12 protein-coding genes and 1 pseudogene are annotated in these 13286 nt (G+C 71.6%); 9 read left to right on the plus strand and 4 right to left on the minus strand.

Annotated elements, in window-relative coordinates; genetic code table 11:
* Positions 1-36 precede the first annotated feature (36 nt).
* The 7 genes from RTA_RS05350 to lpdA all read left to right on the plus strand — a co-directional run bounded on the left by RTA_RS05350 (position 37) and on the right by lpdA (position 7494).
* Positions 37-1098, plus strand: coding sequence for an aldo/keto reductase (locus tag RTA_RS05350; protein ID WP_041675073.1), 1062 nt, complete (start codon positions 37-39; stop codon positions 1096-1098).
* Between the two features lie 10 nt (positions 1099-1108).
* Positions 1109-1600 (plus strand): aminoacyl-tRNA deacylase, encoded by a 492-nt coding sequence (locus RTA_RS05355; RefSeq protein ID WP_013900364.1) that lies wholly within the window; start codon positions 1109-1111, stop codon positions 1598-1600.
* Positions 1601-1616: 16 nt separating this feature from the next.
* Positions 1617-2246, plus strand: a complete 630-nt coding sequence (gene plsY, locus RTA_RS05360; RefSeq protein ID WP_013900365.1) for a glycerol-3-phosphate 1-O-acyltransferase PlsY — start codon at positions 1617-1619, stop codon at positions 2244-2246.
* Between the two features lie 143 nt (positions 2247-2389).
* Entirely contained in the window at positions 2390-3628 is a 1239-nt protein-coding gene (locus RTA_RS05365; protein WP_013900366.1) for a 3-methyl-2-oxobutanoate dehydrogenase (2-methylpropanoyl-transferring) subunit alpha, read from the plus strand.
* Positions 3629-3709: 81 nt separating this feature from the next.
* Positions 3710-4783 carry an alpha-ketoacid dehydrogenase subunit beta gene (locus RTA_RS05370; protein WP_013900367.1) on the plus strand — a complete coding sequence of 358 codons (1074 nt, stop codon included), beginning with the start codon at positions 3710-3712 and terminating at the stop codon, positions 4781-4783.
* Position 4784: 1 nt separating this feature from the next.
* Entirely contained in the window at positions 4785-6092 is a 1308-nt protein-coding gene (locus tag RTA_RS05375; RefSeq protein ID WP_013900368.1) for a dihydrolipoamide acetyltransferase family protein, read from the plus strand.
* 7 nt (positions 6093-6099) lie between these two features.
* A complete protein-coding gene (gene lpdA / locus RTA_RS05380; RefSeq protein ID WP_013900369.1) occupies positions 6100-7494 on the plus strand; it encodes a dihydrolipoyl dehydrogenase in 1395 nt (464 codons plus the stop codon).
* Positions 7495-7534: 40 nt separating this feature from the next.
* On the opposite strand, the pseudogene RTA_RS20115 reads toward lpdA, so the two are convergent.
* Positions 7535-8515 (minus strand): annotated as a pseudogene (locus RTA_RS20115) (DMT family transporter); the annotation flags it as partial.
* On the opposite strand from RTA_RS20115, the gene RTA_RS05395 reads away from it, so the two are divergent.
* A complete protein-coding gene (locus tag RTA_RS05395) occupies positions 8421-8861 on the plus strand; it encodes a GAF domain-containing protein (protein ID WP_013900371.1) in 441 nt (146 codons plus the stop codon). The pseudogene RTA_RS20115 and the gene RTA_RS05395 overlap by 95 nt on opposite strands.
* Positions 8813-10492, plus strand: coding sequence for a hybrid sensor histidine kinase/response regulator (locus tag RTA_RS05400; protein ID WP_049871224.1), 1680 nt, complete (start codon positions 8813-8815; stop codon positions 10490-10492). The genes RTA_RS05395 and RTA_RS05400 overlap by 49 nt, the downstream gene beginning before the upstream one ends.
* 6 nt (positions 10493-10498) lie before the next feature.
* Here the strand turns inward: RTA_RS05400 and RTA_RS05405 are convergent, their stop codons facing one another.
* Genes RTA_RS05405 through RTA_RS05415 form a run of 3 tightly spaced genes read right to left on the minus strand, consistent with a single transcriptional unit; the run spans position 10499 to position 13244 of the window.
* Positions 10499-12115 (minus strand): MFS transporter, encoded by a 1617-nt coding sequence (locus RTA_RS05405; RefSeq protein WP_013900373.1) that lies wholly within the window; start codon positions 12113-12115, stop codon positions 10499-10501.
* Entirely contained in the window at positions 12115-12759 is a 645-nt protein-coding gene (locus RTA_RS05410) for a retropepsin-like aspartic protease family protein (RefSeq protein WP_041675076.1), read from the minus strand. The genes RTA_RS05405 and RTA_RS05410 overlap by 1 nt, the downstream gene beginning before the upstream one ends.
* Positions 12759-13244, minus strand: a complete 486-nt coding sequence (locus RTA_RS05415; RefSeq protein WP_013900375.1) for a YajQ family cyclic di-GMP-binding protein — start codon at positions 13242-13244, stop codon at positions 12759-12761. The genes RTA_RS05410 and RTA_RS05415 overlap by 1 nt, the downstream gene beginning before the upstream one ends.
* Between the last annotated feature and the right edge of the window lie 42 nt (positions 13245-13286).

A 13286-nucleotide genomic window follows, 5' to 3' on the forward strand; every position in this document is an offset into this window, starting at 1 on the left:
CACCCCGGCTGTAGTCCCCTATCCATGAACCACGTCATGAACCCTGTCGCCCTGGGCGCCAGCGACCTGCGCGTCACCCCCGTCTGCCTGGGCACCATGACCTTCGGCGAGCAGGTGGCCGAACCGCTGGCGCACCGCATCCTGGACCGCGCCCTGGAGCGCGGCGTCAACTTCATCGACACGGCGGAGATGTACTCGGTGCCGGCGCGCGCCGAGACCTACGGCGCCACCGAAACCATCATCGGCAACTGGTTGGCCAGGAACCCGTCGGCCCGGGGCCAGCTGGTGCTGGCCACCAAGGTCGCCGGGCCCTCGCGCGGCATGCCCTGGGTGCGCGAAGGCGCGGGCATGACGGCGGCCGACATCATCGCCTCGTGCGAGGGCTCGCTCAGGCGCCTGCGAACCGACGTGATCGACCTCTACCAGATCCACTGGCCCGAGCGCAACGTGCCCATGTTCGGCGGCCTGTACTACGACCCGGCCCAGGAGCGCACCCAGACCTCCATCCTGCAGCAGCTGGAGGCGCTGGCCACCCTGGTGCGCCAGGGCAAGGTGCGCCACATCGGCCTGTCCAACGAGACGCCCTACGGCGTGCACGAGTTCGTGCGGCTGGCCGAGCAGCACGGCCTGCCGCGCATCGCCACCGTGCAGAACGTGTACTGCCTGCTCAGCCGCGCGCTGGAGAACGGCCTGGACGAGACCCTGCACCGGCTGGGCGTGTCGCTGCTGGCGTACTCGCCGCTGGGCTTCGGCCTGCTGACGGGCAAGTACGACGCCGCCGGCACCGAGGGGCCGGACGCGCCCAGGCAGGCGCGCATCGCCCGCTACGAGTCGGTGCGCAAGCAGCGCTGGGGCCGGCCCGAGGCCCTGGCCGCGGCGCGGCGCTACAACCAGCTGGCGCGTGACCATGGCCTGAGCCCGGCGCGCATGGCCCTGGCCTTCTGCTACACCAAGTGGCAGGTGGCCAGCACCATCGTCGGCGTGACCTCGCTGGCCCAGCTGGACGAGGACCTCGATGCCTGGGGCACCCGGCTGCCGCCCGAGCTGCTGGCCGAGATCGACAGGATCCGCTGGGAGATGCGCGACCCGGCGAACTGAGGAAGCCCCCATGGCCAAGAAGGAGCACGTCAGCGAAACCCCGGCCACCGCCTTGCTCAGGGCCCAGGGCGTGGCCTTCACCGAGCATCCCTACGAATGGCTGGAGCACGGCGGCGCGCAGCACAGCGCGCAGGTGCTGGGGTTCGACCCGTTCGCCGTGGTCAAGACGCTGGTGATGGAGGACGAGAAGGCGCGGCCGCTGATCGTGCTGATGCACGGCAACCGCAAGGTCTCGACCAAGAACCTGGCGCGGCAGATCGGCGCCAAGTCGGTGGAGCCCTGCAAGCCCGAGGTGGCCCACCGCCACAGCGGCTACCTGGTGGGCGGCACCTCGCCCTTCGGCACCCGCAAGGCGATGCCGGTGTACATCGAGGAGACCATCCTGGGCCTGCCCAGGATCCTCATCAACGGCGGCCGGCGCGGCTACCTGGTGGGCATAGCCCCGCAGGTCTGCGTGCGGCTGCTGGCCGCCCGGCCGGTGCGCTGCGCCCTGGAAGAGTGAAGGCAGAATACCGGCCGTGCAAAGCCTCTACCCCCTGCTCGCCACCGTCGCCGCCTACCTGCTGGGTTCGCTGGCCTTCGCCGTGATCGTCAGCCGCGCCATGGGCCTGGCCGACCCGCGCACCTTCGGCAGCAAGAACCCGGGCGCGACCAACGTGCTGCGCTCGGGCAGCAAGCCCGCCGCCATCGTCACCCTGCTGCTGGACGCGCTGAAGGGCGTGGTGCCGGTGCTGCTGGTGCGGCACCTGGGCGCGCGTTGGGGCCTGGGGGAGGGCACGGTGGCCCTGGTGGCGCTGGCGGCTTTCGCCGGCCACCTGTTCCCGGTGTTCTTCCGCTTCCAGGGCGGCAAGGGCGTGGCCACCTTCATCGGCGTGGTGTTCGGCATCCACTGGGGCCTGGGGCTGGCCACCGGCGCCACCTGGCTGATCATCGCCTTCTTCTTCCGCTACTCCTCGCTGGCCTCGCTGGTGGCGGCGGTGTTCGCGCCCGCCTACTACCTGCTGGGCCACCGCGTGGCCTGGGACGCGCACACGCCGGTCGCGGCGGCCCTGGCGGCCATGGCCGTGCTGCTGGCCTGGCGGCATCGCGAGAACATCTCGCGCCTGCTGCGCGGCACCGAGTCGCGCTTGGGCGCCAAGAAGGCCTGAACAACAGGCCCCCCAAAAACACCCCGCTCCCGTAGACTGGACGGCACCGGGCGCCACCGCGCCCGGCAACCGGGACCGCCGGCCACCCGCTGCGCGTCCCATGTTCCGCAACCAGGCGCGACACGATCGCGCGGAGCGACTGCATGAACGACCCGCACCAGGCCCTGCGCCTGCACGTGCCGGAGCCCTCGGGGCGGCCCGGCTGCGCCACGGATTTCTCCTACCTCCACGTCTCCGCCGCCGGCCAGGTGCGCCGGCCGCCCATAGACACCACCCACTTCGAGACGCAGGACCTGGCCTATGGCCTGATCCGCGTGCTGGACCACGACGACCGCGCCGTCGGGCCCTGGGCGCCGGACCTGGACACGGCCCGGCTGCGCCGCGGGCTGCGCGCCATGATGAAGACCCGCATCTTCGACGCCCGCATGCTGGTGGCGCAGCGGCAGAAGAAGATCTCGTTCTACATGCAGTGCCTGGGCGAGGAGGCGATCGCCATCGCCCACGCCCTGGCGCTGCAGCCGGGCGACATGTGCTTTCCCACCTACCGCCAGCAGGGCCTGCTGCTGTGCCGGGACGACGTGTCCATGGTGGAGCTGATGTGCCAGCTCATGAGCAACGAGCGCGACCCGATGAAGGGCCGCCAGCTGCCGGTGATGTACTCGTTCAAGCGCGCCGGCTTCTTCTCCATCTCGGGCAACCTGGCCACGCAGTTCCCGCAGGCGGTGGGCTGGGCCATGGCCTCGGCGATCCAGGGCGACACCCGCATCGCCTCGGGCTGGATCGGCGACGGCTCCACCGCCGAGGCCGACTTCCACACCGCGCTCACCTTCGCCCACGTGTACCGCGCGCCGGTGGTGCTCAACGTGGTCAACAACCAGTGGGCGATCTCCAGCTTCCAGGCCATCGCCGGCGGCGAGTCCACCACCTTCGCCGCGCGCGGCGTGGGCTGCGGCATCGCCTCGCTGCGGGTGGACGGCAACGACTTCCTGGCGGTGTACGCCGCGTCGGCCTGGGCTGCCGAGCGGGCGCGCGCCAACCTGGGCCCCACGCTGATCGAATGGGTGACCTACCGGGCCGGGGCGCATTCCACCTCGGACGACCCGTCCAAGTACCGCCCGGCCGACGACTGGGAGCGCTTCCCCCTGGGCGACCCCATCCTGCGCCTCAAGCGCCACCTGATCGGCCTGGGTGCCTGGTCCGAGCAGGAGCACGAGCAGGTGCACAAGGAACTGGAGGCCGAGGTCGCCGCCGCCCAACGGGAGGCCGAGCGCCACGGCACGCTGCTGGACGGCCACATCCCCAGCGCGGCCACCATGTTCGAGGACGTGTACGCGCAGCTGCCGGAGCACCTGCGCCGCCAGCGCCAGGAACTGGGGGTGTAGGAATGATGCCCCCACGCTCGATGAATCTCGCTGCCCCCAAGGGGGCTTCAGCCTCCTTGAGGCGGCTCTACGGAGGCTGACATGCTGACCAAGACCCAGGACGCCCGCATCGAGGCCGCGGACACGGCCCCCCAGCCCATGACCATGATCCAGGCCCTGCGCTCGGCCATGGACGTGATGATGGAACGCGACCCCCAGGTGGTGGTGTTCGGCCAGGACGTGGGCTACTTCGGCGGCGTGTTCCGCGTGACCGAGGGCCTGCAGGCCAAGTACGGCAAGACCCGCTGCTTCGACACCCCCATCAGCGAGGGTGGCATCGTCGGGGTGGCGGTGGGCATGGCCGCCTACGGCCTGCGGCCGGTGGCGGAGATCCAGTTCGCCGACTACTTCTACCCGGCGGCCGACCAGCTCGTCTCGGAGGCGGCCCGCCTGCGCTTTCGCTCGGCGGCCGACTTCACCTGCCCGCTGACGGTGCGCATGCCCTGCGGCGGTGGCATCTACGGCGGCCAGACCCACAGCCAGAGCCCCGAGGCGCTGTTCACCCACGTGTGCGGCCTGCGCACCGTGATGCCCAGCAATCCCTACGACGCCAAGGGCCTGCTGATCTCGGCCATCGAGAGCGAGGACCCGGTGATCTTCCTGGAGCCCAAGCGGCTGTACAACGGGCCGTTCGACGGCCACCACGACCGCCCGGTGGTGCCCTGGTCCAGGCACCCGATGGGCAACGTGCCGGCCGGCCACTACCGCGTGCCGCTGGAATCGGCCGCGGTGTTCCGCCCCGGCAGCCAGGTCACGGTGCTGGCCTACGGCACCATGGTCTGGGTGTCGGAATGCGCGGCCCGCGAGACCGGCATCGACGCCGAGATCATCGACCTGCGCTCGATCTGGCCCATGGACCTGGACACCGTGGTCGCCTCGGTGAAGAAGACTGGCCGCTGCGTCATCGTGCATGAAGCGACGCGCACCAGCGGCTTCGGCGCCGAGCTGGCGGCGCTGGTGCAGGAGCACTGCTTCTACCACCTGGAGGCGCCGATCGAGCGCGTCGCCGGCTGGGACACGCCCTACCCGCACGCCCAGGAATGGGCCTACTTCCCGGGACCGGACCGGGTGGGCGCGGCCTTGCGGCGCGTGCTGGAACAAGAGGGAAGGGCCTGACATGGGGCAGTACACGATCAAGATGCCCGACATCGGCGAGGGCATCGCCGAGGTGGAGCTGGTGGAATGGCGCGTCCGGCCCGGCGACGCGGTGGCCGAGGACCAGGTCCTGGCCGACGTGATGACGGACAAGGCCACGGTGGAGATCCCCTCCCCGGTGGCCGGCACGGTGCTGGAACTGGGCGGCCAGCCCGGCGAGCTGATGGCCGTGGGCGCGGAGCTGATCCGGCTGGAGGTGCAAGGCGAGGGCAACGTGAAGGCTCAGGCAGTGGCTGCGGCCAGCGCGGCCGGCGCGCGTGAGGCCATGGTCAGTAGGGAGGGAGCTCCGGCGCTTCCTCCTGCTGACAAGGGCAGTGGAGCGCCCAGGTCTGTGCAGCCTGCGAATCCTGTGCCCGCCGCCACGGCCCAGCCCATCCAGCGCGCCCCCGGCGAGCGCCCCATCGCCTCGCCGGCGGTGCGCAGCCGGGCCTGGGAGCTGGGCATCGAGCTGCGCTTCGTGCACGGCAGCGGCCCGGCCGGCCGGATCACGCACGAGGACCTGGACGTCTACCTGGCTTCGCGCGGGCAGTCGTCGGTCGCGTCCCGCCCGGAATCGGCCTGGGCGCAGCGCCACGGCGAGGAGGCCATCCCCGTCATCGGCCTGCGCCGCAGGATCGCGCAGAAGATGCAGGAGGCCAAGCGCCGCATCCCGCACTTCAGCTACGTGGAGGAGGTGGACGTCACCGAGCTGGAGGCGCTGCGCGCCGCGCTCAACAAGCGGTATGCCGCCGGGCGCGGCAAGCTCACCCTGCTGCCGCTGCTGGCCCGCGCCGTGGTGCTGGCCGTCGCCGACTTCCCGCAGATGAACGCGCGCTTCGACGACGACGCCGGCGTGGTCACGCGCCATGCGCCGGTGCACCTGGGCATGGCGACCCAGACCGACGCCGGCCTGCTGGTGCCGGTGATCCGCCATGCCGAAGCCCTGGATCCCTGGGCCTGCGCGCGCGAGATCGCGCGCCTGGCCCAGGCGGCCCGCGACGGCAAGGCGAGCCGTGACGAGCTGGGCGGTTCCACCCTCACCATCAGCAGCCTGGGCCCGCTGGGCGGCATCGTCACCACCCCGGTGATCAACCATCCCGAGGTGGCCATCATCGGCGTCAACCGCATCGTCGAGCGGCCGGTGCTGCGCGGCGGCGCGGTGGTCGCGCGCCAGCTGATGAACCTGTCGTCCTCGTTCGACCACCGCGTGGTGGACGGCATGGAGGCGGCGCAGTTCATCCAGGCCATCCGCGCGCTGCTGGAAACACCGGCGCTGCTGTTCGTGGAGTGAGGGAGACATGAAGAGCAGGAGCACGACGCTGCTGGTGGTCGGCGGCGGTCCCGGCGGCTATGTGGCGGCGCTGCGCGCGGCGCAGCTGGGCATCGCCACCACCCTGGTCGAGGGCGACCGGCTGGGCGGCACCTGCCTGAACATCGGCTGCATCCCGTCCAAGGCCCTGATCCACGTGGCCGAGGAGTTCGACAGCGCACGCCGCTCGGCCGCCGGCGGCCGCATCGGCATCCAACTGCAGCCGCCCCGGCTGGACCTGGGCCAGACGCATCGCTGGAAGGACTCGGTGGTTGCCAGGCTCACCGGCGGCGTGGGCGCGCTGCTGAAGAAGGCCGGCGTGCAGGTGGTGCGCGGCTGGGCGCGCCTTGAGGACGGCAAGACCGCCACGGTGGAAGTGCCGGACGAGGAGCCGCTGCGCATCCGCTGCGAGCACCTGCTGCTGGCCACCGGCTCGGTGCCGGTGGCGCTGCCACAGCTGCCGTTCGGCGGCCCGGTGCTGTCCTCCACCGAGGCCCTGGCCCTGCCCGAGGTGCCGCGCCACCTGGTGGTGGTGGGCGCGGGCTACATCGGCCTGGAGCTGGGCATGGCGTGGCGCAAGCTGGGGGCCGAGGTGGCCATCGTCGAGGTTGCGGACCGCGTGCTGCCGACCTACGACGAGGCGCTGGGCCAGGTGCTGCAGGCCTCGCTCAGGCGCATGGGCGTGACGCTGCACCTGGGCTGCAAGGCCGAGGGTCTGGCGCAGGACGGCCGGGCCTTGCGCGTGCGCAGCGCCCAGGCCGACGAGTTCGTGCTGCCGGCGGACCGCGTCCTCGCCGCGGTGGGCCGCCGTCCCCGCGCCGAGGGCTTCGGCCTGGAATCGCTGCGGCTGGACATGGCCGGGCGCGCGGTCCGGGTGGATGCGCAGTGCCGCACTTCCATGCGCAACGTCTGGGCCATCGGCGACCTGACCGGCGAGCCCATGCTGGCGCACCGGGCCATGGCACAGGGCGAGGTGGTGGCCGAGGCCATCGCCGGCCACAAGCGCCGCTTCGAGCCGCTGGCCATCCCTGCCGTCTGCTTCACCGATCCCGAGGTGGTGGCCGTGGGCCGGACGGCTGCGCAGGCGGCCGAGGCCGGCATCGAGACGCTGTCGGCGACGTTCCCGTTCGCGGCCAACGGCCGTTCGCTGAGCATGGAAGGCGGCGAGGGGTTCGTGCGCGTGCTCGCGCGCCGCGACAACCACATGGTCCTGGGCTGGCAGGCGGTGGGCCGGGGCGTGTCGGAGCTGGCGGCGGCGTTCAGCTATGCGATCGAGATGGGGGCGCGGCTGGAGGACGTGGCTGGGATCGTCCATGCGCATCCGACGCTGGGGGAGGCGGTGCAGGAGGCGGCCCTGCGGGCGCTGGGGCGGGCATTGCACTGAGCGAGGACCGCCGAAACGGATTGAACCCCGTCACCAGCGCGGTGGCCGCCAGCACCAGCACGCACCCCGGCAGCATGCCGGCCGTGACCGGCTCGCCCAGGAACAGCGCGCCCCAGGTCACGCCGAACAGCGGGATCATGAAGGCCGAGGAGGTGGCCGCGCTGGCCGGGATCTCGCGCATCAGGCGCATGCTGACCCAGTACATGAAGCCGGACGTGATGGTGCCCAGCACCGCCACTGCGAGCAGCGCGCCGGGCGTGGGCTGCATGCGCCCGGCACCCGCCGCCGCGGGCAGCAGCAGCACCAGCGCCGCGGCCAGGTGCACGGCGGCCGAGGCGGGCAAGGGCTGGTGCGCCAGCGTGGCGCGCTTCATGAAGATCGCGCCCACGCCGTAGCTGGCCGCGGCGACGGTGCAGGCCAGCGCGGCCAGCACCACGCGGGCGTCGGGCGCGACCGGCCCCAGCCGCACCAGCAGCGCCACGCCGGCGAAACCCACCGCGCAGCCCGCCAGCCGGCGCGCCGTCAGGCGCTCCTCGCCCAGGGCCGCGGCCGCCAGGATGCCGAACAGCGGCGCGGTGGCGTTGAGCACGGCCGAATAGCCGGCCGGCAGCACCAGGCCCGCCCAGTTGAACAGCACGAAGGGCGAGACCACGGTCAGCAGGCCCAGCAGGGCCAGGCGCCACCAGCTTCCGGCGCCGCCTGCGGGCCAGCGCTGGCGCAGCAGGCGCATCAGCAGGGCGAGCACCACGGCGGCCAGGGCGCAGCGGATGCCGGCCAGGCCGAGCGGGCCGAACGCGGGGCTGGCGATCCGGATCAGCGGGAAGGAACCTCCCCACAGCGCCGACAGGAAGATGAGCTGGAGGAAGTGGCGGGTCTGCATGGCTCGGTCAGGATTGTCCCGGCACTTGGGCCGATAAACTCGTGCCATGGCACATGACCCGCTGCAGCACGACCTGGAAGCCGTGGCCCGCCTGGATGCGGTACCGCTGATCCTGGAGGTCGCGGCACGGACCACCGGCATGGGCTTCGTGGCCGTGGCACGGGTGACGGACGAGCGGTGGGTGTGCTGCGCCGTGGGCGACGAGATCGAGTTCGGGCTGAAGGTCGGCGGCGAACTGCAGGTGGAAACCACCCTGTGCAACGAAATCCGCTGCCACGGCGAGGCCATCGTCATCGACGACGTGCCGCAGGATGCCCGGTACGGCGGTCATCCCACGCCGCAGAGGTACGGGTTCCGCAGCTACATCTCCATGCCCATCTACCGGCGCAACGGCGAGTTCTTCGGCACCTGTGCGCCATCGACCCGCGTCCGGCCCGCGTGCAGGCGCCCGGCGTGGTCGGCATGTTCAAGCTGTTCGCCCAGCTGATCGGCATGCACCTGGACACGCAGGACCGCATACGGGCCACCGAGGCGGCGCTGGCCGAGGCACGGCGCTCGCGCCACGAGCTGGACCAGGTCACGGCCGCGTCCGAACAGCGCAAGCGCCTGTACGAGACCATCCTGTCCAACACGCCCGACCTGGCCTATGTGTTCGACCTGGAGCACCGGTTCATCTACGCCAACGAGGTGCTGCTCAGGATGTGGGGCCGCAGCTGGGACGAGGCCATCGGCAAGACCTGCCTGGAGCTGGGCTATGAGCCCTGGCACGCGCAGCTGCACGATCGCGAGATCGAGCAGGTCAAGGCCACCGGCCAGCCGGTGCGCGGCCAGGTCCCGTTCTCGGGCAGCTTCGGCCGCCGCATCTACGACTACATCTTCGTCCCGGTCTTCGGCCCGGACGGGCGCGTCGAGGCGGTGGCCGGCACCACCCGCGACGTCACCGAGATGAAGGCCTCGGAGGAGCGCCTGCGCGAGCAGGACCGGCACAAGGACGAGTTCCTGGCGGTGCTCGCGCACGAGCTGCGCAACCCGCTGGCCCCGATCCGCACGGGACTGAGCCTGCTGCACCGGCCGGGGCCACCCGAGGCGCAGGACAAGACCTTGCACATGATGGAGCGCCAGCTCGGGCACATGGTGCGGCTGGTCGACGACCTGATGGACATCTCGCGCATCAGCACCGGCAAGGTCCAGCTGCGCACGGAGCGCACGGATGTACGCGACGCCGTCGAGACTGCGCTGGAGAGCTGCCGTCCCTTGATCGAGGCAAGCGGCCATGGCCTGCAGGTGTCGCTGTCCCCGGAGCCGCTTTGCGTCGAGGCCGACCGCACCCGGCTGTCCCAGGTCATCGGCAACCTGATCAACAACGCGGCCAAGTACACACCGGAGGGCGGGCGCATCGAGCTGGCGGCGTCCTCGCGCGACGGCCAGGTCGTGGTCAGCGTCAGCGACAACGGCGCCGGCATCGCGCCGGACATGCTGCCCAAGGTGTTCGACATGTTCTCCCAGGAAAGCCGCAACCTTCAGCGGGCGCAGGGCGGGCTGGGCATCGGCCTGGCCCTGGTCAAGCAGCTGGTGGAGATGCACGGCGGCACGGTGGTGGCGCACAGCGCCGGCCTGGGCCACGGCAGCACCTTCACCCTGGCGCTGCCCGCGGCCGCGACCGGGGTGGAGCTGGCCGGGCCGCAGGAAGCCGACGCCGCTGCCTGGAGCGGCGCCGGCAGTGGCGCCGGCAGCGCCGCCGGCCTGCGCATCCTGGTGGTGGACGACAACGTCGATGCCGCGGAATCCCTGGCCAGCCTGCTGGAGATCCAGGGCCACTCGACGCGGACGGCGCACTCCGGCGAGCGGGCGCTGGAAGTCCTGGGCGGTTTCGCTCCCGACTGCGCGCTGCTCGACATCGGGCTGCCCGGCATGAGCGGCTACGAGCTGGCGCAGCGGCTGCGCGCCGGCCCGGCCGGCGGCGAATGCGTCCTGGTGGCGCTGACCGGCTGGGGCAGCGAAGGCGACCAGCGGCGCTCGGCGCAGGCCGGCTTCGACCATCACCTCACCAAGCCGGTCGAGATCGGGCGCCTGGACCGGCTGCTGCAGGACATCCGGTCCCGGGCCACGGCGGGCTGAGCGCCTTCAGCGCTCCACGCGGAAACGCGTGACGCGCGGCGGCTCCTGGGGCAGGTGGAACGACAGCCGCCGGTCGCGCAGCTGCGCGTCGGCCGCGGTGACGCGGTCGAAGCGGCGCAGGTGCTCGGTCCAGGACTCGTCGGTGATCTGCTCGACGTAGCGGCCGGGCTCGGACAGGTCGTGCAGCAGCTGCCAGTCGAGCGCGCCCTGGCGCAGCCGGCTGCGGCGGCTTTCCTGCATCAATGCCGCGAAGTCGGCGGCGCGCGCCGGGTCGATCCGGTACTCGATCCAGATCTGGATGCGGCCGGCACCCGGCGGCACCGGGATCTGCGGGACCTGGAACACGTGGGCGGGCGTCAGGTCCTCCTCGGTGCCGCGGTCGGCCACGCGCCACTGCACCAGCGCCATCAGCACCACGCCCGAGGCGGCCGAGACCGCCAGGCTGTGGTGGATGCTGGTCCAGGTGGCGAGCTGGCCCCAGAGCGCGGCGCCCAGCGCGGTCGCTCCCATCAGCGCCATCTGGTAAATGGACATACCGCGCGCGCGCACCCAGTCGGGCAGCGCCATCTGCGCCGCCACCGTGAGCGAGTTGGCCACCGTGATCCAGGCCATGCCGGAGAGGAACATGGCCGGCACCGCCATCCCGACGCTGGGCGCGTAGGCCGTTGCCACCGCGCAGGCGGCCTGCATCGCCGTGCCGGTGAGCACCAGGCGCTGCAGGGCCATCAGCTTGCGGATGCGCGGCATCAGCAGCGCGGCCAGGATGGCCCCGGCGCCCATGGACGCCAGCAGCACCGTGAAGGTGCCGGCAGCGCCGCCCGGCAGCGCGCGCGCCACCAGGGGCAGCAGCGCCAGCAGGGCGGTGGAATGCAGGAAGAACAGCGAGATGCGCAGCAGGATGGCGCGCATGCGCGCCGACTGGCGCACGAACTGCACCCCCACGCGCATGGCGCTGCCCAGGCGCTCGCGGCCCAGCGGGTCGATGCGGTGCTCGCGGCGCCAACGCATGATGACGAAGCCGGCCACCAGCGACAGCACCGCGTTGAGCACGAACACCCAGGCGCTGCCGGCGGCGGCGATGATGGCGCCGGCCACCAGCGGGCCGATGATGCGCGAGCCGTTCATCGCCACGCCGTTGAGCGCCAGCGCCTGCGGCAGCTGGGGCCGCGGCACCACCTCGGGGATGATGGCGGCGAACACCGGCCAGCGCATGGCCAGGCCGACGCCGTTGGCGAAGGTCAGCGCCAGCAGCAGCGGCGCGTTCATCCAGCCCAGCAGCACGGCGATGCACAGCACCGAAGCGATGCCGGCGACCCAGAACTGGGTCACCATGAAGTAGCGGCGCCGGTCCAGGATGTCGGCCAGCGCGCCGCTGGGCAGGCCCAGCAGGAACACCGGCAGGGTGGAAGCCGACTGCACCAAGGCCACCCACAGCGGCGAGGGCGCCAGCGAGGTCATCAGCCAGGCGGCGGCCACGTCGTTCATCCACATCGTGGTGTTGGCCGCCAGCCAGGTGAACCAGAGCATGCGGAACACCGGCGCGCGCAGCGGGCCCAGGGCCGAGGTGTCGGCCGGCGCCCCGGCAGCGGATGCCGCGCTGTCCTGGTCGGAAGGCTCGGGCATCAGAACCGGCGTTCCAGCACCATCTGGTCGTTGTCGCGCTTCATCTGGAAGCGGCTCAGGAAACTGTTGCCCAGCAGCACGTAGGGCATGGGCTGGGGCGACACCACCGCGTCGACCTCGTACAGCTCCACGTCGCCGAGGCGCACCGAGGACAGCTTGAGCAGGTAGCCCTGGGACGTGCCGTTGGCCGTGCTCATTTGCACCGGCCGCCCGGCCCGGTAGTTCAGGCCCACGCGCTCGGCATCGGCGGCGCTGAGGCTGACGGCCGAGGCCCCGGTATCCACCATGAACTGCACCGCGCGGCCGTTGATGGTGCCCTGGCTCAGGAAATGGCCGTTGCTGCCGGCCGTCAGCACGATCCGGTTGCCGCGCGCACCGCCGCCGCCCGCGCCCACGCTGGCCGGCGCGTCGCCCACGCGCAGCAGGTGGCGCTTGCCGGCTATCTCCACCACCGCCTGGTCGCCGGAGGTGGACACCACCTTGACGCCCTGGTGCTCCTGGCCGGGCGCGACGCTCTTGGGCGTCCCGCCATCCACGATCAGCAGGGCCTTGCTGCCCAGCATGCCTTGCAGGGCCACCGGCTGCGCCCAGGCAGCGCCGGCGGGTGCCAGCAGCAGCAGGAGCCAGGAAAGGGCGGCCCGCATCAATCGCGGAAGTTGTTGAAGGAGAGCGGCAGGTCGGCCACGTCCTTTCGGATCAGCGCCATGGCGGCCTGCAGGTCGTCGCGCTTGGCGCCGGTGACCCGCACCGCGTCGCCCTGGATGGCGGCCTGCAGCTTGAGCTTGCTGTCCTTGATCAGCCTCTGGATCTTCTTGGCGGCCTCGGACTCGATGCCGCTGCGCACCTTGACCACCTGCTTGACCTTGTCGCCGCCGATCTTCTCGACCTTGCCCTTGTCCAGGAAGCGCACGTCCACGTTGCGCTTGGCCAGCTTGCCGGTCAGGATGTCCTCGACCTGCTGCAGCTGGAAGTCGGCGTCGCCGAGCAGGGTGATGTCCTTGTCCTTGATCTCGATGGCCGCAGAAGTGCCCTTGAAGTCGAAGCGCGTGGCGATCTCCTTGGCGGTGTTGTCGACGGCGTTCTTGACCTCCACCATGTTGGGTTCGCAGACGGTGTCGAAAGACGGCATTGGAAAGCTCCCGGTCCCTGTTCGCTGAGCGACAATTCTCCC

This window comes from Ramlibacter tataouinensis TTB310 (assembly GCF_000215705.1).
Classification (GTDB): Bacteria; Pseudomonadota; Gammaproteobacteria; order Burkholderiales; family Burkholderiaceae_C; genus Ramlibacter; species Ramlibacter tataouinensis.

Bases quoted from the DNA above. Each gene is read 5' to 3' on its own strand.
- RTA_RS05350 (WP_041675073.1), top strand. From the start codon at position 37: ATGAACCCTGTCGCCCTGGGCGCCAGCGACCTGCGCGTCACCCCCGTC.
- RTA_RS05355 (WP_013900364.1), top strand. From the start codon at position 1,109: ATGGCCAAGAAGGAGCACGTCAGCGAAACCCCGGCCACCGCCTTGCTC.
- RTA_RS05365 (WP_013900366.1), top strand. From the start codon at position 2,390: ATGAACGACCCGCACCAGGCCCTGCGCCTGCACGTGCCGGAGCCCTCG.
- RTA_RS05370 (WP_013900367.1), top strand. From the start codon at position 3,710: ATGCTGACCAAGACCCAGGACGCCCGCATCGAGGCCGCGGACACGGCC.
- RTA_RS05375 (WP_013900368.1), top strand. From the start codon at position 4,785: ATGGGGCAGTACACGATCAAGATGCCCGACATCGGCGAGGGCATCGCC.
- lpdA (WP_013900369.1), top strand. From the start codon at position 6,100: ATGAAGAGCAGGAGCACGACGCTGCTGGTGGTCGGCGGCGGTCCCGGC.
- RTA_RS05395 (WP_013900371.1), top strand. From the start codon at position 8,421: ATGGCACATGACCCGCTGCAGCACGACCTGGAAGCCGTGGCCCGCCTG.
- RTA_RS05405 (WP_013900373.1), bottom strand. From the start codon at position 12,115: ATGCCCGAGCCTTCCGACCAGGACAGCGCGGCATCCGCTGCCGGGGCG.
- RTA_RS05410 (WP_041675076.1), bottom strand. From the start codon at position 12,759: ATGCGGGCCGCCCTTTCCTGGCTCCTGCTGCTGCTGGCACCCGCCGGC.
- RTA_RS05415 (WP_013900375.1), bottom strand. From the start codon at position 13,244: ATGCCGTCTTTCGACACCGTCTGCGAACCCAACATGGTGGAGGTCAAG.